The 24488-nt window shown below is 33.4% G+C and carries 29 protein-coding genes; 22 read left to right on the plus strand and 7 right to left on the minus strand.

What is annotated here, in order from left to right; genetic code table 11:
• Positions 1-2: 2 nt before the first annotated feature.
• From ASE21_RS22210 to ASE21_RS05050, 3 genes are read left to right on the plus strand one after another with little or no spacing between them, the layout of a single operon-like run.
• A complete protein-coding gene (locus ASE21_RS22210; RefSeq protein ID WP_242410227.1) occupies positions 3-305 on the plus strand; it encodes a Crp/Fnr family transcriptional regulator in 303 nt (100 codons plus the stop codon).
• 24 nt (positions 306-329) lie between these two features.
• Entirely contained in the window at positions 330-575 is a 246-nt protein-coding gene (locus tag ASE21_RS22215) for a hypothetical protein (protein WP_242410228.1), read from the plus strand.
• Positions 576-635: 60 nt separating this feature from the next.
• Positions 636-1301 carry an MBL fold metallo-hydrolase gene (locus ASE21_RS05050; RefSeq protein ID WP_057121486.1) on the plus strand — a complete coding sequence of 222 codons (666 nt, stop codon included), beginning with the start codon at positions 636-638 and terminating at the stop codon, positions 1299-1301.
• A gap of 43 nt (positions 1302-1344) precedes the next feature.
• On the opposite strand, the gene ASE21_RS05055 is transcribed toward ASE21_RS05050, so the two are convergent.
• Entirely contained in the window at positions 1345-1821 is a 477-nt protein-coding gene (locus tag ASE21_RS05055) for a TspO/MBR family protein (RefSeq protein ID WP_057121487.1), read from the minus strand.
• A 141-nt stretch (positions 1822-1962) separates the two neighbouring features.
• Between ASE21_RS05055 and ASE21_RS05060 the strand changes: the two genes are divergently transcribed.
• The 8 genes from ASE21_RS05060 to ASE21_RS05095 all read left to right on the plus strand — a co-directional run bounded on the left by ASE21_RS05060 (position 1963) and on the right by ASE21_RS05095 (position 7898).
• The gene (locus ASE21_RS05060) at positions 1963-3063 is read left to right on the plus strand and encodes a diphosphomevalonate/mevalonate 3,5-bisphosphate decarboxylase family protein (RefSeq protein ID WP_057121488.1); all 1101 of its coding nucleotides are present in this window, start codon (positions 1963-1965) and stop codon (positions 3061-3063) included.
• A 29-nt stretch (positions 3064-3092) separates the two neighbouring features.
• Positions 3093-3311 (plus strand): hypothetical protein, encoded by a 219-nt coding sequence (locus ASE21_RS05065; RefSeq protein WP_057121489.1) that lies wholly within the window; start codon positions 3093-3095, stop codon positions 3309-3311.
• Positions 3311-3616, plus strand: coding sequence for a type II toxin-antitoxin system RelE/ParE family toxin (locus tag ASE21_RS05070; RefSeq protein ID WP_057121490.1), 306 nt, complete (start codon positions 3311-3313; stop codon positions 3614-3616). Before ASE21_RS05065 ends, ASE21_RS05070 begins: the two co-directional genes overlap by 1 nt.
• A gap of 3 nt (positions 3617-3619) precedes the next feature.
• Entirely contained in the window at positions 3620-4558 is a 939-nt protein-coding gene (locus ASE21_RS05075) for a mevalonate kinase (RefSeq protein ID WP_057121491.1), read from the plus strand.
• A gap of 63 nt (positions 4559-4621) precedes the next feature.
• Positions 4622-5212: a DUF502 domain-containing protein gene (locus ASE21_RS05080; RefSeq protein WP_057121492.1), complete on the plus strand. Its 591-nt coding sequence runs from the start codon at positions 4622-4624 to the stop codon at positions 5210-5212.
• 60 nt (positions 5213-5272) lie between these two features.
• A complete protein-coding gene (locus ASE21_RS05085; protein ID WP_057121493.1) occupies positions 5273-6229 on the plus strand; it encodes a geranylgeranylglycerol-phosphate geranylgeranyltransferase in 957 nt (318 codons plus the stop codon).
• Positions 6230-6235: 6 nt separating this feature from the next.
• Positions 6236-6769 carry a hypothetical protein gene (locus ASE21_RS05090; protein WP_057121494.1) on the plus strand — a complete coding sequence of 178 codons (534 nt, stop codon included), beginning with the start codon at positions 6236-6238 and terminating at the stop codon, positions 6767-6769.
• A 220-nt stretch (positions 6770-6989) separates the two neighbouring features.
• Positions 6990-7898: a pseudouridine synthase gene (locus ASE21_RS05095; RefSeq protein WP_057121495.1), complete on the plus strand. Its 909-nt coding sequence runs from the start codon at positions 6990-6992 to the stop codon at positions 7896-7898.
• 65 nt (positions 7899-7963) lie between these two features.
• Here ASE21_RS05095 and ASE21_RS05100 read toward each other — a convergent pair whose 3' ends face one another.
• Positions 7964-8566: a DUF937 domain-containing protein gene (locus ASE21_RS05100; RefSeq protein ID WP_057121496.1), complete on the minus strand. Its 603-nt coding sequence runs from the start codon at positions 8564-8566 to the stop codon at positions 7964-7966.
• A 283-nt stretch (positions 8567-8849) separates the two neighbouring features.
• Entirely contained in the window at positions 8850-9350 is a 501-nt protein-coding gene (locus tag ASE21_RS05105) for a DUF456 domain-containing protein (RefSeq protein ID WP_057121497.1), read from the minus strand.
• 45 nt (positions 9351-9395) lie between these two features.
• Between ASE21_RS05105 and ASE21_RS05110 the strand changes: the two genes are divergently transcribed.
• The gene (locus tag ASE21_RS05110; protein ID WP_057121498.1) at positions 9396-9779 is read left to right on the plus strand and encodes a hypothetical protein; all 384 of its coding nucleotides are present in this window, start codon (positions 9396-9398) and stop codon (positions 9777-9779) included.
• 49 nt (positions 9780-9828) lie between these two features.
• Positions 9829-10314: a hypothetical protein gene (locus ASE21_RS05115; RefSeq protein WP_057121499.1), complete on the plus strand. Its 486-nt coding sequence runs from the start codon at positions 9829-9831 to the stop codon at positions 10312-10314.
• Positions 10315-10320: 6 nt separating this feature from the next.
• On the opposite strand, the gene ASE21_RS05120 is transcribed toward ASE21_RS05115, so the two are convergent.
• Entirely contained in the window at positions 10321-11394 is a 1074-nt protein-coding gene (locus tag ASE21_RS05120) for a glycosyltransferase family 2 protein (RefSeq protein WP_242410229.1), read from the minus strand.
• A gap of 26 nt (positions 11395-11420) precedes the next feature.
• Positions 11421-12365, minus strand: a complete 945-nt coding sequence (locus ASE21_RS05125) for a lysylphosphatidylglycerol synthase domain-containing protein (RefSeq protein WP_057121501.1) — start codon at positions 12363-12365, stop codon at positions 11421-11423.
• A 147-nt stretch (positions 12366-12512) separates the two neighbouring features.
• Between ASE21_RS05125 and ruvC the strand changes: the two genes are divergently transcribed.
• From ruvC to ASE21_RS05160, 7 genes are all read left to right on the plus strand, one after another.
• Positions 12513-13067 (plus strand): crossover junction endodeoxyribonuclease RuvC, encoded by a 555-nt coding sequence (gene ruvC, locus ASE21_RS05130; protein ID WP_073075455.1) that lies wholly within the window; start codon positions 12513-12515, stop codon positions 13065-13067.
• Between the two features lie 84 nt (positions 13068-13151).
• Positions 13152-14327, plus strand: coding sequence for a radical SAM family heme chaperone HemW (gene hemW / locus ASE21_RS05135; RefSeq protein WP_057121502.1), 1176 nt, complete (start codon positions 13152-13154; stop codon positions 14325-14327).
• A gap of 78 nt (positions 14328-14405) precedes the next feature.
• On the plus strand, positions 14406-15182 hold the full coding sequence (locus ASE21_RS05140) for a cyclase family protein (RefSeq protein WP_057121503.1): 777 nt from the start codon (positions 14406-14408) through the stop codon (positions 15180-15182).
• 132 nt (positions 15183-15314) lie between these two features.
• Positions 15315-15713, plus strand: a complete 399-nt coding sequence (locus tag ASE21_RS05145) for a GNAT family N-acetyltransferase (RefSeq protein WP_057122334.1) — start codon at positions 15315-15317, stop codon at positions 15711-15713.
• Complete coding sequence (locus ASE21_RS05150; RefSeq protein WP_057121504.1) at positions 15713-16063, plus strand: DUF4260 domain-containing protein; 351 nt, start codon at positions 15713-15715, stop codon at positions 16061-16063. The genes ASE21_RS05145 and ASE21_RS05150 overlap by 1 nt, the downstream gene beginning before the upstream one ends.
• A 6-nt stretch (positions 16064-16069) precedes the next feature.
• Positions 16070-16438, plus strand: a complete 369-nt coding sequence (locus ASE21_RS05155; RefSeq protein WP_057121505.1) for an MmcQ/YjbR family DNA-binding protein — start codon at positions 16070-16072, stop codon at positions 16436-16438.
• A 108-nt stretch (positions 16439-16546) separates the two neighbouring features.
• On the plus strand, positions 16547-17248 hold the full coding sequence (locus tag ASE21_RS05160; RefSeq protein ID WP_057121506.1) for a PH domain-containing protein: 702 nt from the start codon (positions 16547-16549) through the stop codon (positions 17246-17248).
• 142 nt (positions 17249-17390) lie between these two features.
• Here the strand turns inward: ASE21_RS05160 and ASE21_RS05165 are convergent, their stop codons facing one another.
• Positions 17391-18491: a DUF4407 domain-containing protein gene (locus ASE21_RS05165; RefSeq protein WP_057121507.1), complete on the minus strand. Its 1101-nt coding sequence runs from the start codon at positions 18489-18491 to the stop codon at positions 17391-17393.
• A 230-nt stretch (positions 18492-18721) separates the two neighbouring features.
• Between ASE21_RS05165 and ASE21_RS05170 the strand changes: the two genes are divergently transcribed.
• Together ASE21_RS05170 and ASE21_RS05175 are read left to right on the plus strand one after the other, a co-directional pair.
• A complete protein-coding gene (locus tag ASE21_RS05170; protein ID WP_057121508.1) occupies positions 18722-21532 on the plus strand; it encodes a TonB-dependent receptor in 2811 nt (936 codons plus the stop codon).
• A 74-nt stretch (positions 21533-21606) separates the two neighbouring features.
• Positions 21607-22665 carry a phytase gene (locus ASE21_RS05175; protein WP_057121509.1) on the plus strand — a complete coding sequence of 353 codons (1059 nt, stop codon included), beginning with the start codon at positions 21607-21609 and terminating at the stop codon, positions 22663-22665.
• A gap of 119 nt (positions 22666-22784) precedes the next feature.
• On the opposite strand, the gene pckA is transcribed toward ASE21_RS05175, so the two are convergent.
• A complete protein-coding gene (gene pckA / locus ASE21_RS05180) occupies positions 22785-24389 on the minus strand; it encodes a phosphoenolpyruvate carboxykinase (ATP) (protein WP_057121510.1) in 1605 nt (534 codons plus the stop codon).
• Positions 24390-24488 lie beyond the last annotated feature (99 nt).

Consider the following 24488-nt stretch of genomic DNA (forward strand, 5'->3'; position numbering starts at 1 on the left):
AAGTGCATCCTTCATTACAAAAACAAATCGCAGCAATTGCCTCTTTTTCTGAAAATGAAATGGAAAAAATTGCTGTTTGCTTTGAACATGAAAAATTTAATTCTAAGGAATATCTTTCTGAAATAGGGAAAATCAGTAATAGGATTTTTTTCATTTTAAATGGTTTAGCAAGAGTTTATTATTTTAAAGACGGAAAAGAAATTACGACTTATTTAAGCTGCGATGATGGTTTTATTGCTTCTTATTCCAGCTTTATAAATCAGGCAAAATCATTTGAAAATATTCAGTGCATTGAAGACTGTTAAGTTCTTTCGATTACTTTTGAAAAAATGCAGCATTTATATACCGAAATTCCGAATTGGGAACGCGTCGGCCGAATTCTAGCCGAACAAAATTACCTTTGCATGGCTGATCGGGTTTTGAAACTTCAAATGATTCCTGCAAAGGAGAAATATGAGACTTTTTTAGCATCGGCTCCAGCCAAAATAATTCAGCGAACGCCATTAATTTACATTGCATCTTTTCTGGGAATCACTCCCGAATCGCTGAGCAGGATTCGTCAAAGTATTTCTTAACATTTATCAAGTAAATTAAAAAACGGAATTTAAATCTTTGTCAAAATAAAATTTGAAAAGATGAAGAATATTGCGCAGGACGTTTCCCAAATTCCGTTATTTCCCAGAAACGCCATAAATTGTTATGTAATTGAAGATGTTCTGATTGACTCCGGAATTAGAAGTTCCGGAAGTACGATTTTAAAAGCTTTAAAAAACAAATCCATAACCAAACACGCACTTACACACGCCCACGCCGATCATCAGGGAAGCAGCAAATTAATCTGCGAAAGTTTAGGAATTCCGCTTTTATGCAGTGAACCTGAAAAAGCTTTTGCTGAAAATGGAAATGTTACGTTTGAATATCCCAATCCAAATCATTTTATTTCGAAATTACAGCAAAATTTCTGGGCCGGAAAAGGGCATCCTGTTTCTCAGACTCTAAAAGAAAATGATACAATCGGGGGATTTACGGTAATTGAAACTCCGGGACATTCAAAAGGTCATTTATCTTTTTTTAGAGAAAAAGACGGCGTTTTAATTGTTGGAGATATCATGACCAATATGAATCTATTGACGGCAAAAGTCGGGCTTCATGAACCACCAAATTTATTTACAACCAATCAGGAAATTAATCGGAAATCAATTTTAAAACTAGCTTCTTTAAAACCAAAAATTCTTTGTCTTGGACATGGACCTGTCTTAATTAATAATGGGGAATTGGAAATGTTTATTAATCGCTTTTGATTTTTACTTTCCCTTAATAATTCTGGAAATTTCCACAATTCAACTATTTATTCAACCACCAAATGCTGGCATTCAAAACCATTGCAAATGCAACCCACGCCAGATAAGGAACCAATAAGTAACCTGATATTTTATTGATTTTCGTGAATTTTAAGTACGTTTCGTAAATCATCAGCCATAAAATTATTATTTCTATTAAAGCCAAAAGCGGATTTTTTAATCCGAAAAATAAATAAGACCAAATAGCATTGAGGGTTAATTGAATCAAAAAGAAAAGAAGTGCTGTTTTTACCTTTTCGGTCTGCTCTTTGATTTTATCCCAAACTAATGCCGCTGCAATTGCCATAAAAATATATAGCAGAGTCCAAACCGGCATAAAAATCCAGTTTGGCGGATTAAAAATTGGTTTTTCAATTGTTGGATACCACGATTCTACACTTGGTCTGGTTACTGTACTGGCAGAATATCCTACTGCTAAACAAATAATTAAAGCTATTATGATTTTAACGATCTTGTTCATTTTCTTAAATTTTGTATTCAAAAATAAGGAAAAGAAAATTTAAACCATGTAAGTCCTGTAAGTTCATTTAATAAAGCTGCTTATAATTTCTTATATGACTTATATGGCGAAAAAACTATCTTTGCCAAAATTTTATAATTCATGTTTACAGCAGCTGATTTTATTCCAAATAAATATACTTCAACAATCGAAAACGGAAATTTTGAATGGAGCGCTCCCAGCAATATTGCATTAGTAAAATACTGGGGGAAAAAAGACAACCAGATTCCGGCAAATCCTTCTGTAAGTTTTACACTAAACAATTGTAAAACAATTACTAAAGTTGCTTTTTCGAAGAAAGACATTTCGACTTCGCTCAATGTGACAAATGGATTTTCTTTTGATTTACTTTTTGAAGGAAAACCAAAAGAAGATTTTAAACCAAAAATTCAGAAGTTTTTAGAACGAATTGAAGTTTATCTGCCATTTTTAAAAGATTATCATTTTACGATTGATACACAAAATACTTTTCCGCATAGCTCGGGAATTGCTTCTTCGGCTTCCGGAATGGCAGCTTTGGCAATGAATTTTATGAGTTTGGAAAAACAGCTCAATCCGGAAATGACTGACGAATATTTCTATCAAAAAGCCTCTTTTCTGGCCCGTTTAGGTTCAGGAAGCGCATGCCGCAGTGTAAAAGGAAATGTTGTAGTTTGGGGAAATCAGAAGAATATTAAAGGAAGTACCGATTTATTTGGAGTTGAATTTCCATATATTATTCACGAAAATTTCAAGAATTATCAGGACACTATTTTATTGGTTGATAAAGGCGAAAAGCAAGTTTCGAGCACTGTAGGGCATGATTTAATGCACAACCATCCGTATGCGGAACGACGTTTTGCACAGGCGCATGAAAATCTGGATTTATTAATTTCAATTTTCGAAAGCGGAAATATTGAAGAATTTATCAAAGTTGTAGAAAGTGAAGCACTAACTTTACATGCTATGATGATGACTTCAATGCCATATTATATTTTGATGAAACCAAATACGCTTCAAATCATTAATGCAATTTGGAAATTTAGAACAGAAACGCAGATACCAGTTTGTTTTACACTTGATGCCGGTGCCAATGTACATGTGCTTTATCCTGAAAACGTTAAAGAAAAAGTACTACAATTTATTCAGGAGAAATTAGTTGTATTTTGTCAGAATGGTCAGTACATTTGCGACGAAATTGGAAACGGTGCAATTGCATTGTAATTTTGCGTATCTTTAGGTAAATTTTTATCATGAACATTCAATTAGAAAAGCTCGAATTAATAAAACTGTTAGTTGAAACAGAAAATCCAGCTATATTAAAATCTATTCGAAAAATTCTCAAAAAAGAGCATAAAGATTGGTGGGATGATTTGACTGATTCACAAAAAGAAGATATAGCTCAAAGTGAATTAGAATTTGAAAGAGGAGAATTTTCAAGTTTTGAAGATGTGATGAAAAAATACAAGTAGTGAATCTTAAAGTAAATATTTCAAAAACAGCTGAAAAGAATTTAGATTCTGTTTTAAAATTTATTGAAGCCAGATGGTCTAAAAAATCGAAAGAAATTTTCTTATTGAAATTTCAAAAAGCAATTTCAATAATAATTATGAATCCAGAAATTTTTCCCAAATCATCTGTAAATAAAAAATATCGAAAATGTGTTATAACAAAACAATCAAGTTTCTTGTATAGTTTTGGCGCAAATGAAATCAGAATTCACAATATTATTGATACCAGACAAGACCCAAATAAAATAAAAAAAGACACAAAATAAAAAATGAAAGGACCATTATTTTACTCGAAAATATTACTCTTTGGAGAATACGGAATTATCCGCGACTCTAAAGGACTTTCTATCCCTTATAATTTTTATAATGGTGCTTTGAAAAAAAGCGAAGAACCTTCTGCAGAAGCTGTTTCATCAAACAAAAGTTTAAGAAGTTTTGCTTCTTATCTTGAAGTATTGCAGACACAGCAGCCGGAATTGGTTACTTTCGATTTGGAAACTTTGAAAAATGATGTCGAGACGGGAATGTATTTCGATTCTAGCATTCCGCAAGGATATGGTGTTGGAAGCAGCGGTGCACTTGTAGCCGCTATTTATGATAAATATGCTACAAACAAAATCACGGTTTTAGAGAATTTAACCCGCGAAAAACTACTACAATTAAAAAATATATTTTCTCAAATGGAGAGTTTTTTCCACGGAAAAAGTTCTGGTCTGGATCCTTTAAACAGTTATTTGAGCATTCCGATTTTAATTAATTCTAAAGACAATATTGAAGCAACCGGGATTCCGACTCAAAGTTTTGACGGGAAAGGTGCTGTCTTTTTATTAGACTCCGGAATTGTTGGCGAAACGGCTCCAATGGTTAATATTTTTATGGAAAACCTTAAAGACAAAGGTTTCCGTACGATGCTAAAAAATCAATTTGTGAAGTATACTGATGCCTGCGTAGAAAACTTTCTGCATGGTGATATGAAATCTTTGTTTAGCAACACTAAAAAACTTTCTAAAGTTGTTTTAAATAACTTTAAACCAATGATTCCGGAACAATTTCACGGAATCTGGCAGCACGGAATTGATACTAACGATTATTATTTAAAACTTTGCGGTTCAGGCGGCGGCGGCTATATCCTTGGGTTTACCGAAGATTTAGAGCGTGCCAAAATTTCATTAAAAGATTATAAGCTAGAAGTCGTATATCAGTTTTAAATTCTTAAAAGCCGAAATTATTGGAGTAAATTTTTCATAAGTATTCATCCTAAAAAGTTAGTTATGAAAAGCATTTTAAAAATAATGAAAGCTACTTTTTTAGGAGGAATTTTATTTCTGGCACCATTAGCAGTACTGCTGATTGTTCTTGAAAAAGGATATGTAATAATCCAAAAAGTTACTCTTCCGCTTGTAAAGAATATGCCCAGAGTACATGTTTTGGGAATCGCACTCCAGGAACTTATCGGCATAATAATTATAATCCTGATTTGCTTTACAGCAGGTTTACTGGCAAGAACTGCTAAAGCAAAAAAACTGATTCAAAAATTAGAAAATGGCATTTTAAGTTTTATTCCCGGTTATTCGTTCATGAAAAGTATGAACGAAAGTATCATGGGATTTGAATCAAAAGAAGATCTAAAAGTCATTCTCGTTCCTACTGATGCCGGCTGGCAGTTTGCTTTTCTCATTGAACAAATTGACGAAAACAATTTTACGGTTTTTATTCCTGATGCACCAAATCCGTGGAGTGGTTCAGTTTGTTTTGTACAAAAACAAGATATTAAAGAAGTGGATATAACACAAAAACAAGCGCTGGCTTCTATTCGAAAATTAGGGTATGGCACTAAAGAATTGTTAAAAAACAAGCTCTAAATTTCAGATTTCAAAAATATCATTTAACTTCATTTTAATTTAAACCACAACATCTATTTTATGTTAAGCAGACAGCACAGACTTTTAGTAATGAAAATTGTTAGTTTGTTTTCTGTGGTACGCGGTTACAACATTCCTATAATTATTTTGGCTCAATATTTATCGGCAATTTTTATTCTTGCTCCAGAAAAAAGGGCGCTGGATATACTGCTTGATTTTTATTTGTTTTTAATCGTGTTTGCTTCTGCCATTACAATTGCTTCGGGTTATATTATCAATAATTTTTATGACAGTCAGAAAGATTTAATCAATCGTCCCAATAAATCAATGCTGGATCGATTGGTTAGTCAGAAAACAAAACTGACGGTTTATTTCAGCTTGAATTTTCTGGCTGTTTTAATGGCTTCGATTGTTTCGTGGCGCGCTTTTTTATTCTTTTCTGCTTATATTTTCCTGATTTGGTTTTATTCTCATAAAATAAAAAAATATCCTATTGTTGGAAATCTGACTGCAGCATTCATGGCTGTTATCCCGTTTTTTGCCATTTTATTGTATTTCTACAATTCGATTTCGTTTGAAGAAATTGAGAATCACAGAAGTCATTTTGCCGTAATTTTGGCACATGCCATGTTTTTGTTTTTATTGCTTTTGATTCGCGAAATGATAAAAGATCTGGAGAATTTAAAAGGCGATTTAGCAAATGATTATCATACAATTCCAATTACTTACAACGAAAGAGTTTCCAAACAAATTATCAGTGTTTTGACATTTTTGACTATAATTCCGGTTTATATTTTAGTGAATATTTACGATGTGGGTTATATGGACATTTACTTTTATGTTTGTTTTATTGTTTTGCTTTTTTTCCTGCTTTATTTGTGGAGATCAAATTCTAAACAGCAATTTTTGTTACTGCATAATGTTTTAAAATTTCTTATTGTTTCCGGGGTTTTCTGCATTGTTTTGATTAATCCGAGTGTTTTGTGGCATGGAAGCGAATTGATATCTAATTATTAATGTTTTATGATTAAAAGAATAATTAGATTATTCCAAACTACAAAAACCGCTGAATCAATACTTACTGATATCCAATCTATTAGAGATAAAAGAGATATTAGTTTATTACTTGGAGATAAAATTCTGGACGTTAAAATACTTTATGGACAAGAAGGAATTAACAATTGGCTAGACACCAGCTTAACATTTATAAGGTTAGAACAAAATGGAATAATTTGCTTTCCATTTTCTGGTGATAAAGATTTCGAAAATTCTGGTATTGAGAAAAATTCAAAAGCAATATCAGATAAATGGAAAGCAATAATTTACAACTCTAAAATTGTTGACATTTTTTATATTCTGGATGAAGCAATGAATTTTGACGATACACAATCAGCATATATTGTTTTAGATAATGGTTATGTGCTTGATGAAAACAGAATGTCACCTTCTGGACTCAATGGTGCAGATCTTTTTTGTAGAACTACGGATGAATTCGAAAAAGAAATTACGGACAATGGAATTAAAATCTATTCTGTAAAAAACAAAAAAATTAAATAAAAGAAGCCTAATGTTTGAACTTAGCCCCGATTGAAGTGGAAATCCTTTTATTTTTTTCTTAAAAAATAAAAGATTGAAACGGAAAGCGGGAAACCATGTTTAAAAAAATGCCAATTGTGGTGCTTTAAACTATCTTAAAATTTACAGCTATTAATCTAAGAACATTGAACTTAAGATTTATTAGCAGGAAAAAACTATCTTTGCACAAATTACAGAATTTATGAACAATAAGGAAGGCAATAATAAAAGAGGCGGATCGAGACCAAATAGCTCAAGATCAAACTCAAGCAAGCCAAAACCTCCTATGGCTAAGCGTGCGCAAGGGCCTAAAAAAGTGAAACCTGAAGTTAAGGCAGCGCAGGAAGCAGCAGCTGAGAAATTGAGAAAACAAAATCAGCCGGCAAAGAGACAAAAGGCTTCTGACGAAATTCGTCTGAACAAATATATCTCAAATTCGGGAGTTTGTTCTCGTCGTGATGCGGATATATATATTCAGTCTGGAAACGTGAAAGTAAACGGCGTTCCGGTTACTGAAATGGGATATTTAGTAAAATTAAATGATGTTGTGAATTTTGACGGTGTTGTTTTAACTCCTGAAAAAAAGGAATATATTTTACTGAACAAACCTAAAAACTTTACAACTGCCCTGGACGAAGGTCAGGAATATCGTAACGTTCTGGAACTTGTTCGCGGCGCTACAAATTCTAAAATTGGTCCAGTTGGAAGAATGGATAAAAACACAACTGGTTTGTTGTTGTTCACAAACGATACGGATATGATTCGTAAGTTTACTTTACCGAATCAGAAATCGTCTAAAATTTATCAGGTTTCTTTAGATAAAAACTTAAAATTTGAGGATTTAGAAAAAATAAGTAAAGGCTTGGTTCTTGACGGACACCGTGTATTTGTTGAAGAAATCAGTTATATTGAAAAAGAAGCAAAAAGTGAAGTGGGCCTTAAACTTCGTTCATCGAATGTAAAAGTTGTTCGTGCGATTTTTGAACACTTTGATTATGATGTGCTGCGTATTGACCGTGTTGCTTTTGCTGGCTTAACTAAAAAGAACCTTCCGAGAGGAAACTGGCGCTTTTTGACAGATCAGGAAATTATCAATTTGAAAAATTCTTAAAACTTTTCAAATTTTGATTTTAGATATTAATCCTGTTTTACGTTGTAAAATGGGATTTTTTTTATTCAGAAACTAAAAAAATTATGTCCGAAAAGTGTAAAAATTGATCTTCCGATATTTTGGTTCTTATCATCAACTGATTCGTAACATGAAAATCCTAAGATGATTTTTATTCCGGGCTGAATGCTGTTTAAGATATCTCTTTTTTGTTCTTCCAACAATAATTTTAAACTGTCAAGTAACTGGATATTATTTTTAAGATAAGAGACTACAAGCAGTGCAGAGAAGTTAAGAATTTCGCGGGCAGTTTCACTTTTTATCCCGACTTCGTTGGAGATCATTTCAGAAATTCTTCCTTTTTTGTTGTTAAAGATTTCTTTTAGCAATGTATTGCCTTCCAAGCGATAACAATCATCGACTGATAAAATTCTGCCGGAAGTAAAATCGACTTCCTGATAAAAATTTGAAGTATCTTCTATAAGCGAGACGATTTCTTTATAAAAGCCTGATTCTTCGGCCTTATTATAGAGACCCATTAAAACTGTACCGATTGAAACATCAATTCCCTTAATTAGGAGTGCATCATTTTCAAAATAAAATTTGTTTAGTTTTGAAACTACGTTTGAAGAAATAAAACGTCTAAGCTCAATTTGTAGGTTTGGGGTCATACTCATAACTTATTAGATAATAATTTATACTCATTCAAAATAATCGATAAAGTGGGGCTTTTTATCGTTTATCATGTTAAAAATATAAAATATTTTAACATATCCAAAAAATAAGTTATGATTTTACACTTAACTTTTAGGGTAAGTTAAAGAGAAAATGTGCTAATGCCAGTAAATATAACCCTTTCGTAATCAAAGTGAAAAGTTTTCTTTTTCTAAAAAAATTAAAAATTTTCTTAAAAAAAATAAAAAATAAGAAAATAGCTAAGAATTTGTTACATAATTAAAATAATATGTTTCGATATTCCCATGTTGTGTGAATAAATATTCCTAAATAGATAATACAAAACAAAAAGTTTATAAAACTCGAAGCGAGAAATCCCAAAACAGATCCTGTGGCTGCCTTAAATGCTCTTTTATGGTTTGTAGAATCATAAAGTAATTCTCCGGCTAATGCTCCGACAAATGGCCCAATAATAACTCCAAAAGGTATTGGAGCCAAAATGCCAACAATTAAACCAATGTTTGTTCCCCACACTCCATAAGAACTACCGCCAAATTTTTTTGTGCCTTGTGCCGGGATAATATAATCTAAAACCGTAATTATTATGGTTAGTAAAAGCGTTATTCCTAAAAGCCAGTAATTGTTTTCAACCGCTTTTGTTAAATACAATAACAGCAGACCAACCCAACAGCTGGAAAGTCCCGGTAAAACGGGAAGAAAACTCCCAAAAATGCCCACCATCATGCATATAAAACCTAATATCAACAATAATAAATCCATATAATTTTGTAATTTTGTACCTACAAATTTCGATTAAATAAAAAAATGCGCAGCCTTTCACAATTCATTTTATTTGTAATATTTATTTTTTCAATAAATAATGCTGCCTGCGCGCAAACCAAACAACTTTCTACAGAAGACCAGCTCCTGCAGGATAGCATTTACAACAGCAATAAGAAAAAGATATTAAATTTCTCAATGAAGGAATTCGATACGCTTTTCTTTGAGTTTTTTAACCGTAAAAATGACCCGAATATTACTTTAACTAAAACTCAATTTTACAATTACACGGTTCAGATTGCTGCATTCTCTGATCGTCTTGCAAAATTATATCCTGATCAAAAAGATGTTGCTGCCCAAAACAAAGAACATTGGCTTTCAGAAAGGTATGAAGATTATTTAAAATACAAAGATTCTCAAAAAAAATAATCGTATTTTTATATTTCAAATCTCATTTATTCAATTCAACATCAAATCCTTGAAGCAGTTTTTTATTTTTATAGCTTTTCTATTTTTAAATTCTTGTCAATATATTGACAAGCAGGTTCCGTCTGAAAAAGAATTACTTCAGAAAGAATTAAAATCTATTAACTGGAAAGAAGTTGATGAATACCCAACTGTAGCCAGCTGCGAAACCATAAACGAAAAGAAAGAACGCCAGAAATGTTTTTTTGATGTTATGTCACAGCTTATTCAGGAAAAATTAGATGTAGACAGTTTATCTATTTTATATCCTGATTTGGATACTATTCAGGTAAAAGTGACTATTTTTCCTAATTCGAAAATGAAATTCGAACCAAAATTCCAAAAAGATTCTGTGGCTTACGACACTATTAGAATTGACAGTATTCTTCATGCACGTCTGGTTGATTTCCCCAGAGTTAATCCTGCCATAAAACGCGGACTTCCTGTAAAAACGCAGTTTATTTTACCGGTTATTATTAAGGAAAAAGGCAAAAAATAATTCAACTCAACTTCTAAAACGCCTGTCTTTCCATTCGTAAGAACCAAACAAACTATACAACGCTACAGCCGAACTAAAAAAAGGATAGAATAAACTACTCAATAAAAGGCTTTTAATTTTAGTATTAGTCAAAAACTGATTTGTAATTGTAAGCAAAACAAAATCGATTGTAAGTTTAAAAAAAGCAAATAAAACCAGAAAAGGATAGCCAAAAATCCCAAAAAGAAACAAGAAAAATAATATTACAAAACTTAAATTCCCAAAGAAAACGATTAAACCCAAAAACTTTCCGAAAGCACTTTTATAGGAACTTGTTTTTGCTGCCCAGCGCACTCTCTGATGAAACAATGCTTTCCAGTTTTCTGTTGGTTTTGTAATTACGATTGCATTTTTGGCTTTTAAATAATGTACTTCTGCCGGGAATTTTTCAATAGCTTTTTGAAGTAAAAAAACATCATCGCCACTTGCAATTTTATTATTTCCATCAAAACCATCCAGCTTTTCAAACAACATTTTTTTGTACGCAAAATTGGCTCCGTTACACATAAAACCTCTGCCTAAACCAAAACTTCCAATTGTGGCACCCTGCAGACTTGTTAAATCTAATTGCTGAAAATGATGCAGAAAGGATGGTTTGCATTCATACGAAACTGCTCCGGCAAGCATGGAAACTTTATTTTCCTGAATATAACTATCAAATGTAGAAAGCCAGTTTTCAGGAACGACACAATCTGCATCTGTTGTTATTACCCAGTCGGTTTTTACGTGCGCCATTGCGGTTGTAATCGCATCTTTTTTAGGAGAATTTGAAATGCGAATGTTATCGGTTACTAAAAGCTGAAACCTGAAACCTGAAACTTCAAATTTTTCACTCGAATTATCATCAACTAAAATAACTTCAAATAAATCTGTAGGATAATTTAGTTTTGAAAAGCTGTCTAAAAGTCTGGGAAGATTCTCTTCTTCGTTTCTAAACGGAACAATGATCGTAAAACTCGTCTGTGGTTTTAAATCTGATTTTTGATAGTTCTTTATTTTAAAAAAGCCATAAACAAGCCAACTAATACTTATGATATACATTGTTAATATGGCGAAAAAAGCAAAAATCATTCTGTGGTTTTGGTTTTAAAATTCAGCACAAAATAACTTCCTATAATTACAGGCAAAACCACATTTAGAAACCACATTAATGTACTTATAAAAATTACAATCCATTCGTTTACACCCAGAATTCCGAAGAAATAAATGGCGACACTTCCTTTTACAGCAAAATCTAAAAACTGAAATGTTGGCAGGGAAGAAGCTAAAAAATACACCGAAGTTATGGCTGCCATTAAAGTCAGGTACGGAAGATCGACATCAAAACCTAAAAACAAAAAGTAATATTGATGCGAGAAAACGATATATCGCAAAATACCCAGAAGAATATTTTTTTGGTGAATAGACTTTGGAATTTCATTAATTTTATGAATTAGTTTTTCAATAGAATAGCCTTTTACTTTTATTTTTTTGATTGAAAATAAAATAATCAGGATCAGCAAAAATCCTCCAAATAAAATTAAAACCGTTTTGGTGGTAATGACATTAAATTGTGCATTGAAATACAACAGTCCAAAAATTCCAAAAATAATCGTGAGAATCATCTGGATTCCGTTACAGATCAGATTTAGAAAAACAACTCTTTTTGCTTCAGATTTTGGGTAATACAATGCTTTTCCGGCGTACTCTCCTACTCCGTTTGGCGTAAAAATTCCGGCTGTTAAAGCGGCCAAAACCTGTTTTGCGGCTTCATAAACTGATATTTTCTGGATTACTTTGACAAGAATCTGCCATTTTAAAATCTCGAAATAACGGTTCAAAATACTCAAAAGCAATATAAAGGAAATCCCAAGAACCGATTGGTTTTTACGAAATAAAACAAGGAACTTCTGCCAGTCCAGTTTATCATTATTAGCCAGCTGATTGTAAATAAAATAAAATGCACCGCCAACAATTAAAAGTTTAGCCAGAAGAACCAGGAATTGCTTAGCTTTGTGAGGAATTGAAATCATGCCGCAAAAGTAATCAATTTGCAAATTAGAAAATGTGCAAGTAGTAAATTAGAAAATGATATTCGATATTCAGATAATGTAGTCTCAGAACATATTCAGAGACAAAACTTAAAACCTGAAACTAATAAAACCTGAAATAAAATCCTCTTGACAAAAGAACGCATCATATTAGGCATTGACCCCGGAACCACAATTATGGGTTTTGGATTGATTAGAGTCATCAATAAAAAAATGGAATTCCTGCAGTTAAACGAACTGCAATTATCCAAATACGATAATCATTACCAAAAACTAAAAATTATTTTTGAACGAACTATAGAATTAATCGAAACACATCATCCGGATGAAATTGCGATTGAAGCGCCTTTCTTTGGCAAAAATGTGCAATCGATGCTAAAGCTTGGTCGTGCGCAAGGTGTGGCAATGGCCGCAGGACTTTCGAGAGATATTCCGATTACAGAATATGAACCTAAAAAAATTAAAATGGCTATTACCGGAAACGGAAACGCCAGCAAAGAACAGGTTGCCAAAATGCTGCAGCAGCTTTTAGGCTTAAAAGAATTACCAAAAAATCTGGATTCAACAGATGGTTTGGCGGCGGCGGTCTGTCATTTTTTTAATTCCGGAAAAGTTGTGGCAGGCAAAAGTTATTCTGGCTGGGACGCTTTTGTAAAACAAAATGAAGACAAAATTAGAAAATGAGATAATTAGTCAATTAGATAATTCTATTCGTTATCTATAACAATTATCTAATTATCAAAATTGACACATTATCTAATTAAATAAATGAGCGGTATCTATATTCATATCCCTTTTTGCAAACAGGCTTGCCATTATTGCGACTTTCATTTTTCGACTTCGATGAAAAAGAAAGACGAAATGGTTTTGGCTTTGGCCAAAGAAATTGTCATGCGCAAAAATGAGTTCTTCGATTCTGCTCAGGGTGACAATGTAGTTGAAACAATATATTTTGGCGGCGGAACTCCGTCAGTATTGCAGATTTCAGAGTTAAGATTTTTGATTAATACTATCTTTGAAAATTATAAAGTTGCGGAAAATCCTGAAATAACATTGGAAGCAAATCCCGATGATTTAACAGATTTGTCACTTCGAGCGGAATCAAAAAGCATTTTTGAAGAATATCGTGAAATTGGGATTAATCGTCTGAGCATCGGAATTCAGTCTTTTTATGAAGAAGATTTGAAAATGATGAATCGCGCTCATAATTCGGCGGAAGCCAAAAAATGTCTGGAAGAAGCAACAAAATATTTTGACAACATTTCGCTTGATTTGATTTACGGCATTCCGGGAATGAGCGACGAAATGTGGAAAAAAAATATCGAAACTGCTTTGAGTTTCGGCATTCCGCATATTTCCAGTTACGCATTAACGGTTGAACCAAAAACGGCTTTGAGCAAATTAATCCAAACCGGAAAAATTGCTGAACCTCAAGACGAAACTGCTTCCAGTCATTTTATGATTTTGGTCGAAATGCTGCAGCAAAATGGTTTTATTCATTACGAATTATCAAATTTTGGGAAAGAGAATTATTTCTCCAAAAACAATTCGGCTTACTGGCTGGGCAAAAAATATATCGGAATCGGACCTTCGGCGCATAGCTACGATGGCAAAAAACGAGGCTGGAATATCGCTAATAATGCACTTTATTTAAAATCAATTCAAAACAATCAGCTTCCTGTTGAAACGGAAACACTGACTGTTTCTCATCGTTATAATGAATATATTATGACGGGACTGCGGACAATTTGGGGCGTTTCTTTAGACAGAATTGAAAATGAATTTGGAAAAGAGTACCTGGATTACCTGAAAAAACAATCTCAAAGATTCTTAAATGATGATTTGCTTTCAATTGAAAATAACATTCTAAAACCTACTTTGAAAGGAAAATTTTTAACGGATGGAATTGCAAGTGATCTCTTTTATTTAAATTTGGAAGAATAAAGAATTAGCCAAAAGGCACAAGCACAAATTATTTTAAACTTTGTGACTTAACGTCTTACGGTATAAAACCCAAATATTGTGTTAGCAAAAATCCACAACTTCGAAATTGACTTATCAAAACCCATTGATATTTCTATTCCATTAACAAATACCGATGAAAACCCAATAGCCTGGTACATCGAAAAACCTGTTATTGAGCCCGTAGTTTTTGGCGACTGGATTGGAAAAGTTTCTGAAGGAAAATCATCTACGAATTTTAATAATATATTTTTCAATCCGCATGGGCATGGAACGCACACGGAATGTCTGGGCCATATTACGAATGATTTTTACAGCATTAATCAATCACTGAAACAATTTTTCTTTTTGGCAAAACTGATTACAATTGAGCCTGAAAAAATTGGAGAAGATTTTGTTATTACGAAAGAACACATTTCTACTTTTCTCAATGGAACAAATAATTCGACTTCGCTCCACATGAAAACGGAAGCTTTAATTATTAGAACAATTCCGAATTTAAAAGACAAAAAATCAAGAAAATATTCCAATACAAATCCGCCATATTTATCAGAAGAAGCTTCGGTTTTTATCCGCGAAAGCGAAATTCAGCATTTATTAATAGATTTACCAAGCGTTGACAAAGAACACGACGAAGGAAAATTATTGGCTCATAAAGCATTTTGGAATGTAAAAGATATTTTTCATTTAAATCCTGATGCAAGATTAAATGCCACAATTACCGAAATGATTTATGTTCCGGATGAAATTGAAGATGGAAATTATATGCTAAATCTTCAAATCGCTTCGTTTGAAAATGATGCTTCGCCATCAAAACCAATTTTATATAAAATTTAATGTTTGCCACGAATTACACGAATTTCGCTAATTTATTTTGGGCTTTGCCAAATCTTTTTAATCTGTGGCAAAAAGAAAAATAAAAAAGAAATTACCAAAATTCGTGTAATTCGCGGCAAAAAAACAAATAAAATGATAACTGTTTCAACAGATAAAACTAGACTCGACGTTCCGTTTATACAAAACTTTTTGAAAGACATTTATTGGGCTGCCGGACGAACTATTGAAGAAGTACAGGCTACAATTGATGCTTCAGTTTGTTTTGGAATTTATTTAGATGATAGACAAATTGGTTTTGCACGTGTCATTACTGATTATGTGGTCTTTGCCTATTTAATGGACGTTTTTATTGATGAAAAACATCGCGGAAAAGGATATTCGTCAATTTTAATTGAAAAAATGATGAATGAACCTCAGCTCCAAAAAGTAAAAATATGGCGATTGGCCACAACTGATGCTCACTTTTTATATGAAAAATTTGGATTTACAAAACTCAGCCATCCAGAAAAAATGATGGAAAAAATAGTATGATGAACACAATTATTAAACTAGAAGAAACAGCTTTATTTATTCTCGGAATCTTTTTATTCAACCGCCTGCATTTTGACTGGTGGTGGTTTTTGGTTTTAATTTTAGCTCCGGATTTGTCCATGCTGGGCTATCTTTTTGGAAATAAAGCCGGTGCATTTTTTTACAACTTATTTCATCACAAAGGAATTGCACTTTTAATTTATGCTTTAGGATATTATTTAAGTAGTGAAGTCATTCAGTTAGCCGGAATTATTTTATTTTCACATTCGGCAATGGACCGGATTTTCGGTTACGGACTAAAATATGAAAAAGGATTTAAATACACACATTTAGGTGAAATTGGTAAATAAACAATCATGAATTTAGAAACATTTTACGAATATTGTCTTTCTAAAAAAGGGGTCAGCGAGCATTTTCCTTTTGATGAAGATACTTTGGTGTTTAAAGTTGGCGGAAAAATGTTTGCCCTTTCTTCTCTTTCACAATGGGAAAAGAACGAGCAGTCGGTTAATTTAAAATGCGATCCAGATCGCGCACAAGAGCTCAGAGCGGAGTATGACGAGATACAACCCGGTTATCATATGAGTAAAATACATTGGAATACCGTAGCTTTAAATGGAAATCTTCCGCTTAAATTTGTCAAAGAACTTATTGATCATTCATATGAATTGGTTTTCAAAAGTTTGACAAAGAAAATTCAGAATGAAATTATTGACCAGAGGTAAAATTTTTACCAAACAGGCGGAGCAATTAAAAAATTAGGCATTACATTTGCATCGTAAGAAAAAAACTCAGCAACTTAGTTACTGTGTAAATTAGCAACTTATAACACCATGAAAGAACAATTTAAAAAATTTTTGAACGAAGAACAAGATCCAAAAGCGATTGAAAAAATCACTTCAAAACTTTCAGACTTATTAATGAAAGGCGAAGAAGTTGGATATATTGCAGTGCAAAAAAAGCCTGCTATTACTGTTTTTCCTGACAGCATTGTTTTAACAAACAAACGTATTATTATCTGTAAACCTAAAAATTTAGGTCTTTCCATGGATTTTACAGATTATACCTGGGATGATATTGCGAGTACTTTTGTAAAAGAAAATATTTTAGGTTCTGAATTTTCATTTGGAACAAAAACAGATTTAGCAGTTTCTATTGATTATATTCCAAAAATTCAGGCCAGAAAAATTTACACTTATGCTAAAGAGCAATTGGATTTATTAAAAAATCCTGTTCAGACTGCAGCTCCGGTTCAGGAAACTGTAGAAGAAGCAGTACCAGAAATTGAAGACGAAATCGAAGAAGTAGAAACGGAAGAAGTAACCAGTTTTGCAGAAATTTTACCCGCTGCCCCGGTTTATGAAACAATTGAACCAATTCAGGCTCAGGCTCCGACCGGAGATCGTAAATTAAGCGAATTATCTAAAGAAGAACTTTTTGATAAATTGCAGAATTACAAAAAACTCCTTGATAATGGTTTAATCATGCAGGGAGAATATGATGCTTACAAAAAAGAAATATTGAGCTATATGTAATTAGTCATAAAGTCGAAAGTCAAAAGCCTTAATCTTTTTGACTTTGTCTAAAATAAATAAAGCCAGAAATAGAATCTATTTCTGGCTTTATATTTTTAAATCCCTACTTCGACTTTTGACTTTCGACTTTATAACTTTCTACTTATAACGTAGCCTTCTGCTTATCTAAAAAGCTGTTCGATTGCATCTCCAGTAATTCTTTGGCATTTTTGCGTTGTAAATCGTAAAGACTTTTATCTTCTGAAATATCAGCATAAACTCTGTCGTGCATTTCTGCACTTGTCTTTTTCAGTAATTCGCGCTGGTATTTATTTTGTTCCAAAGTCGCTTTCATCGCTGTTTCGGCTTCTTCCTGTTTAAAGTCAAACTCCCCTTTTGGAGCCAGTAATTTGGCAATAATTGGCGAAGTTTCAATGGCTAAAAACAACAGCATTATAAAAAATGACGGAAGCCACGGCAATTTATTCAATGCATTAATACGCGCCATTAATCCGTCGAAACCTTCAATAATAGGCTGTGTCTGCGAAACTTTTTTATCTAAATCAGCCTGAAGCTGTTTACCTGCTTTTTCTTTCTCGGCAATTTTAGCTTCGTTTGTTGCTTTTAAAGTTTCATATTCTTTAAGAGCAGCGTCGTGTTTTTCTCGTTTTTCTTTATAAACAGGACCTTTTCCAAGCTTTTTAGTTCCGGCAGTTCCTTCCGCTTCTGTTATATAAGTAGAATATAAAGCGTTTACTTCTTTTTCTTTCTTTAAAATATCTGCTTTTAAGGCCGCGATTTCTGCTTTGTTTTTATCTAAATCTGTTTTGAAATAAGTTCCAATTTGTTTTTTATTGGCTAATTCCATTTCGTTTTTCTCTTTCAATAAAACAGTATTGATTTCCTTTTCGAAAATTTTAATTTCCAATGGTTTCGAAATTACAATTGCAATAATAATAGCCAGCATAATACGCGGAGTCGCCTGTAGGAACTCATCCATAAAACGATCTCTCTTTTTAATTGTAGAAACGATAAAACGATCTAAATTAAAAATAAGCAAACTCCATACAAATCCAAAAATTAAAGCCGGGTAGATGGAATCGAAAACAGTAAAAAGAGCATAAGCGCTGGCTAAAAATGCCATTACAGCAGTAAAAAACACGGTAGCGCCAATACCAACATATTTGGTTTGCTCACCTTCTGAACATCCTTCTAATAAATCGCGGTCGGCACCGGAACAAAGGATAAAAAATTGTTTTAACATGATTGATGATTTTTGATTGTGATTGATACGGCAAATTTAGCGCCAAATTTTTAATTACAGTGAAATATTCAATTGTTTTTACTTGTAAATCAATTATTTGAAGCCTGAATGTTAGTTAAAGTTTAATGAAATCCGGAAAAGCCCAGCCAATCATAACACTATGTTAATTTTTTACAAGAGTTTTAATAATATAAAGATTATAGTTTCGCAGAAATCAAACTAAACTTAAAATGAAAAAATTCTATTTAGTATTAATGTTACTGTTTTTAGCCCTTTCCGGTTATGCGCAAAAAGCCATAATCTCAGGAAAAGTGCTTGATGCAGATGACAAACTTCCTCTGCCGGGAGCTATGGTTCAGATTGTTGGAGAAAACAAATACACAGTTTCTGACTACAACGGACGATTTGAATTATTAAATATAAACGCCGGAACTTATAAAGTTGAAGTAAAATATATTGGATATACTTCTATAACGCATGAAATTACTGTAGAGCAGGGAAAAAATAATGTAGTAGATTTTGCACTTAAAACTTCCGGAACTGAACTTAGTGAAGTTATCGTTGGAGACATCTTAAAAGGGCAGGCAAAAGCACTGAATCAGCAAAAAAACAATAAAAATATCGGAAACGTAATTTCATCAGATCAAATGGGTCGTTTTCCGGATGCCAATGTTGGAGACGCTTTAAAACGTGTACCCGGCATTACCATGCAAAACGATCAGGGTGAAGCCCGTAATATTATTATTAGAGGTCTTGCTCCGTCTTTAAACTCGGTTACTCTTAATGGTGACAGGATTCCATCTGCAGAAGGAGACAACAGAAATGTACAAATGGACTTGATTCCGTCTGATATGATTTCGACAATTGAAGTAAACAAAACGCTGACATCTGATATGGATGCTGATGCAATTGGAGGTTCTGTAAACTTAATTACAAGAGCAACTCCAAATGGCGAAAGAATTTCTGCAACGCTTGCAGGAGGTTATTTACCAATTCGTGAACACGCAAGTTATACGGCTGGTTTTGTATATGGAAATCGCTTTTTTGATAATAAATTAGGAGCCGTTTTCAGCGGTTCTTACAATAATGTAGATTACGGATCTGATAATATCGAAAACGAATGGGTAAAAGATGATTTTGGAAATGAATATTTACAAGCTTCAGAAATTAGAAAATACGATGTACAGCGTATTCGCCGAAGCGGATCTGTTGCTTTAGATTATAAATTTGATGACAACAACACCATTTTTGCCAATGCCATTTACAATTGGAGAGATGATAGGGAAAATCGTTTCAGAACCACTTACGATGACATCGAACCTATTTATAACGGAGAAGAAATTACTGGTTTTGAAGGCAGGGTTAAGCGTCAGACAAAAGGCGGTTTAGACAATAACCGAAACAAAAACAGAAGACTGGAAGACCAAAGAGTGCAGAATTATTCACTTCGTGGAGAACATTTAATCAATTCTACTTTAGATTTAGACTGGTCTGCAAACTATGCAAAAGCCAGAGAATACCGTCCGGGTGAACGTTATATTGAATACCGTCAGAAAGGTTTAGAAATGTTTGAAGATTTATCTGACACCCGGTTTCCTTTAATGACAACTGTTGGAGAAGCAACAGATGAATTTAAATTTGATTCTGTTACCGAAAACACAGATGAAACAAGTGAAAGCGAATTTGGTGCAAAAGTAAATATCCGTTTTCCTTTCTCTGTAATTGCTGGAGAAAAAGGAAGACTTAGAACGGGTTTAAGACTTCGTCTGAAAGAAAAAGAGAGAAACAATATGTTCTATTCTTATGAGCCTGTTAATGACGGAATGGAATTATTATCTGAAGTTCCAAACAGTTATTATGATGGAAAAAACTTTAATCCTGGAAGCAAATATGTTCCGGGAGCTTTTGCTTCGGCAGCTTTCCTGGGAAGTTTAGATTTAAACAATGCCGCATTGTTTGATAAAGAAGCAGATCCTTCAGAATATCTGGCTGTAAATTACAATGCCAAAGAAAGAATCTATGCAGCGTATGTAAGATGGGACCAGGATTTTAATGACAAACTTTCTATGGTTTTAGGTTTCCGTATGGAAAACACTCATATTGATTATACAGGAAACCGCGTTTTGGATGAAGAAGAATTAGAAAGTAAAATCAACAACACAAACTCTTATACTAATTTACTGCCAAGCATTTCTTTTCAGTATAATGCTACAAAAGATTTAGTTTTAAGAGCTGCCGCAACAACAGCTTTAGCAAGACCTAACTATTACGCGCTGGCTCCTTATGTAAACAACATTGCTGCTGATAAAGAAATTACAGCCGGAAATCCTGATCTTGACGCGACATACTCCTATAATTATGATTTCATGGCAGAGAATTATTTCAAATCTGTTGGTTTAATTTCCGGAGGTGTTTTTTACAAAAGATTAAATGATTTCATTTACAATTACAGTGATAATCAATACAACAGTGTGAAGTTTGCAAATGATTTTCCAAATCAGGTAAACCCGATTCCGGTTGGCGAAAACTGGTCATTTTTACAATCGAGAAATGGCGACACCGTTGATGTTTACGGTTTTGAAGTTGCATTTCAGCGTCAGTTAGATTTTCTTCCGGGTCAATTTTTAAAAGGTTTTGCTGTTTATTTAAACTATACTTATACAAAATCTAAAGCAAAAGGAATTGCCGATGAAGACGGAAACGAAAGAAACGATATCAGCCTTCCGGGAACAACTCCGCATATGTTTAATGGATCTTTATCCTGGGAAAACAAGCGTTTTTCTGCCAGAATCTCAACCAACTTTACATCTGATTATTTAGACGAATTAGGTTCAGAATCGTACAAAGACAGTTATTACGACAAGCAGTTTTTCTTAGATGCAAATGCTGCTTATAAAATTACGCCAAAACTTCGCTTTTTTGCTGAAGCCAATAACTTAACAAATCAGCCGTTACGCTACTACCAAGGCGTTTCTGCCCATACAAAACAAGTTGAATATTATCAGCCCCGTTATAATTTCGGATTGAAATTAGACTTGTAAAATCAATTGTAAAAACTATTAAATTAGACAGGACTTAGCGGTTCTGTCTAATTCATTTAAATAAAAATACCAGAATGAAAAATAAATCAATACTTGTTTTTTTACTTTTAAGCCTTTCATTCACAGCTTGTAAAGACGATAAATTAGCAGCTGTTTCGCCAAATGCCGTAAAACCAACTGCTGTTACAGAAGCTTTACCTCATGATACAGACGATCCGTCCATTTGGATTCACCCGTCAGATGCTTCAAAAAGTATTATTGTCGGAACAGATAAAGATACAAATGGTGGATTGTACGCTTTTGATTTGAACGGGAAAATCATCAAAAAATCCATTCCGTTAAAAAGACCAAATAATGTAGATATCGCTTACGGATTAATTATTGATGGAAAAAAAGTAGATATCGCCGTTACAACAGAACGTGAAAGCAACAAAATAAGAATCTTCAGCCTGCCGGATTTAGAACCTATTGACAATGGCGGAATTCCTGTTTTTGAAGGAGATGCAGAAAGAGACCCTATGGGAGTTGCTTTGTACACACGTCCGGGCGATAAGAAAATTTTTGCTGTTGTGGGAAGAAAAACAGGCCCTTCGGGAAATTACTTATGGCAGTATGAACTTTTGGGAAATGGAAAATTTGCAGCTGCAAAAGTGGTTCGCAAATTTGGAACCTATAGTGGCAAAAAAGAAATCGAAGCCATTGCAGTTGATAACGAATTAGGATTTGTTTACTATTGTGATGAGCAAGCCGGAATTAGAAAATATAAAGCAGATCCTGCGCTAAATGACAATAAAGAACTGGCATTCTTTGGTCAAAAAGATTTTAAGGCAGATCATGAAGGAATCGCGATTTACAAAAAAACAGATTCTACGGGATATATTTTAGTTTCAAACCAGCAAGCCAATTCTTTTATGGTTTACCCGAGAGAAGGTTCAGGTGGAAATCCAAACAAACATCCATTATTAGCAGAAGTTCCAACTTCTACAATTGAATGCGACGGTGCCGATGTAACAAGCCTTAATTTAGGCGGAGCTTACAAAAATGGACTTTTTGTTGCCATGAGCAACGGAATGACGTTCCATTATTATGCCTGGGATTTAATCCAAAAACGTATCGACGAAGCTAAAAAATAATTTTTAAAGCGTTTTCAGTCGCAGTATTCGTGTTAGTGTTTATTTTTTTTCTGCGATTGGAAACCAAAAAAAGCTGTTCAAAACTGAACAGCTTTTTTATTTGAATTAATAAATTCCTTTTATTCTGTAATCGGTGCGCCTGCTAAAATTTCAGCATTCGCAAATTCTTCAAATTTGGCAAAATTAGCTTTGAATTTCTGAGCTAATTCCAGCGCTTTTTTATCGTATAAATCTTTGTCTTCCCAAGTATTTCTTGGATTTAAAATTTCTTCTGGAACGTTTGGACAAGATTGTGGTTTAGCAATTCCAAATACTGCGTGATTTTGGTATTCTACATTATCCAATTCTCCGTTTAATGCAGCTGTAATCATCGCGCGGGTATATTTTAGTTTCATACGGCTTCCTGTTCCGTATGCACCGCCTGTCCATCCTGTGTTGATTAACCAGACTTTTACATCAGCATCTTTCATTTTTTTGCTTAACATTTCAGCGTATTTTGTTGGATGTAAAGGCATAAAAGGCGCTCCAAAACAAGCAGAAAAATTGGGCTGTGGTTCTGTTACTCCTGCTTCTGTTCCGGCTACTTTTGCCGTATATCCGGAAATAAAGTGATAAGCAGCCTGACCAGGCGTTAATCTTGAAATTGGAGGCAGAATTCCGAATGAATCTGCTGTAAGGAAAAATATATTTTTTGGATTATGACCAATAGAATCCGGCTGAATATTATCAATATGTGTTATTGGGTAACTTACGCGTGTATTTTGAGTAATCGAAACATCATCATAATCCACTTCTTTAGTTCCCGGTTTAAAAACCACATTTTCTAAAAGCGCACCTTTTTTGATTGCTCTAAAAATATCCGGTTCATTTTCTTCTGTTAGGTTGATTACTTTAGCATAACATCCACCTTCAAAATTAAAAACGGTATTTTCGCTTGTCCATCCGTGTTCATCATCTCCAATTAATTTACGTTCCGGATCTGCAGATAAGGTTGTTTTTCCTGTTCCCGAAAGTCCAAAGAAAATAGCTGTGTCGCCATTTTTACCAACATTAGCACTGCAGTGCATTGGCAATGTATTTTCAAAAACCGGTAAAATAAAATTTAAAGCAGAGAAAATCCCTTTTTTCATTTCTCCAGTATAACCCGTTCCTCCAATTAAAGCGATTTTTTTAGTAAAATCCAAAATAGCAAAATTAGACTGGCGTGTTCCGTCTACAGCAGGATCTGCCATAAAACTTGGAGCGCACACTACTGTCCATTCTGGTGTAAAGTTTGCCAGTTCAGACTCTTCTGGTCTCAGGAACATATTGTAGCAAAACAAATTTGACCATGCTGTTTCTGTAACAACGCGAACGTTTAGTCTGTAATTTGGATCTGAACAAACATAGGAATCACGCACAAATACTTCTTTGTCTGATAAAAACTTTGTTACCTTGTTATATAATTTCTCAAAAGCTTCTGATGAAAAAGGAATGTTCACATTTCCCCACCATACTTTATCTTCTGTAATGCTGTCTTTTACAATAAAACGATCTTGTGGAGAACGTCCTGTAAATTCACCTGTATTAATCGCCAAAGCACCTGTAGAGGCCTCAACACCTTGTCCTGACTGCACAGTTATCGCATGCAGTTCATCTGCTGATAACTGGTAACGAACCGTTGCATTTTCTATTCCTAATTCTTTTAACGAAATCGATTGCGCGAAAAGTGTGTTATTGTCCATAAATTTAATGTTGTGTTGTATGTTATTTTTTGGTGCAACAAAATATAATTTTACTAATTCTTAAACGTAAAGCCCAAGTTTGCAAATTGTTATATTTTT

Source organism: Flavobacterium sp. Root901 (genome assembly GCF_001429765.1).
Taxonomy (GTDB): Bacteria; Bacteroidota; Bacteroidia; order Flavobacteriales; family Flavobacteriaceae; genus Flavobacterium.

Excerpts from the sequence above, each read along its gene's own strand:
- ASE21_RS05065 (WP_057121489.1), top strand. The coding sequence starts at position 3,093 with ATGAACATTCAATTAGAAAAGCTCGAATTAATAAAACTGTTAGTTGAA.
- ASE21_RS05080 (WP_057121492.1), top strand. The coding sequence starts at position 4,622 with ATGAAAAGCATTTTAAAAATAATGAAAGCTACTTTTTTAGGAGGAATT.
- ASE21_RS05120 (WP_242410229.1), bottom strand. The coding sequence starts at position 11,394 with ATGTATATCATAAGTATTAGTTGGCTTGTTTATGGCTTTTTTAAAATA.
- ASE21_RS05075 (WP_057121491.1), top strand. The coding sequence starts at position 3,620 with ATGAAAGGACCATTATTTTACTCGAAAATATTACTCTTTGGAGAATAC.
- ASE21_RS05125 (WP_057121501.1), bottom strand. The coding sequence starts at position 12,365 with ATGATTTCAATTCCTCACAAAGCTAAGCAATTCCTGGTTCTTCTGGCT.
- ASE21_RS05160 (WP_057121506.1), top strand. The coding sequence starts at position 16,547 with ATGAAAGAACAATTTAAAAAATTTTTGAACGAAGAACAAGATCCAAAA.
- ASE21_RS05170 (WP_057121508.1), top strand. The coding sequence starts at position 18,722 with ATGAAAAAATTCTATTTAGTATTAATGTTACTGTTTTTAGCCCTTTCC.
- ASE21_RS05105 (WP_057121497.1), bottom strand. The coding sequence starts at position 9,350 with ATGGATTTATTATTGTTGATATTAGGTTTTATATGCATGATGGTGGGC.
- ASE21_RS05145 (WP_057122334.1), top strand. The coding sequence starts at position 15,315 with ATGATAACTGTTTCAACAGATAAAACTAGACTCGACGTTCCGTTTATA.
- pckA (WP_057121510.1), bottom strand. The coding sequence starts at position 24,389 with ATGGACAATAACACACTTTTCGCGCAATCGATTTCGTTAAAAGAATTA.
- ASE21_RS05175 (WP_057121509.1), top strand. The coding sequence starts at position 21,607 with ATGAAAAATAAATCAATACTTGTTTTTTTACTTTTAAGCCTTTCATTC.
- ASE21_RS05055 (WP_057121487.1), bottom strand. The coding sequence starts at position 1,821 with ATGAACAAGATCGTTAAAATCATAATAGCTTTAATTATTTGTTTAGCA.
- ASE21_RS05050 (WP_057121486.1), top strand. The coding sequence starts at position 636 with ATGAAGAATATTGCGCAGGACGTTTCCCAAATTCCGTTATTTCCCAGA.
- hemW (WP_057121502.1), top strand. The coding sequence starts at position 13,152 with ATGAGCGGTATCTATATTCATATCCCTTTTTGCAAACAGGCTTGCCAT.
- ASE21_RS05100 (WP_057121496.1), bottom strand. The coding sequence starts at position 8,566 with ATGACCCCAAACCTACAAATTGAGCTTAGACGTTTTATTTCTTCAAAC.
- ASE21_RS05060 (WP_057121488.1), top strand. The coding sequence starts at position 1,963 with ATGTTTACAGCAGCTGATTTTATTCCAAATAAATATACTTCAACAATC.
- ASE21_RS05110 (WP_057121498.1), top strand. The coding sequence starts at position 9,396 with ATGCGCAGCCTTTCACAATTCATTTTATTTGTAATATTTATTTTTTCA.
- ASE21_RS05155 (WP_057121505.1), top strand. The coding sequence starts at position 16,070 with ATGAATTTAGAAACATTTTACGAATATTGTCTTTCTAAAAAAGGGGTC.
- ASE21_RS05090 (WP_057121494.1), top strand. The coding sequence starts at position 6,236 with ATGATTAAAAGAATAATTAGATTATTCCAAACTACAAAAACCGCTGAA.
- ASE21_RS05085 (WP_057121493.1), top strand. The coding sequence starts at position 5,273 with ATGTTAAGCAGACAGCACAGACTTTTAGTAATGAAAATTGTTAGTTTG.
- ASE21_RS05095 (WP_057121495.1), top strand. The coding sequence starts at position 6,990 with ATGAACAATAAGGAAGGCAATAATAAAAGAGGCGGATCGAGACCAAAT.
- ASE21_RS05165 (WP_057121507.1), bottom strand. The coding sequence starts at position 18,491 with ATGTTAAAACAATTTTTTATCCTTTGTTCCGGTGCCGACCGCGATTTA.
- ASE21_RS22215 (WP_242410228.1), top strand. The coding sequence starts at position 330 with ATGCAGCATTTATATACCGAAATTCCGAATTGGGAACGCGTCGGCCGA.
- ASE21_RS05150 (WP_057121504.1), top strand. The coding sequence starts at position 15,713 with ATGAACACAATTATTAAACTAGAAGAAACAGCTTTATTTATTCTCGGA.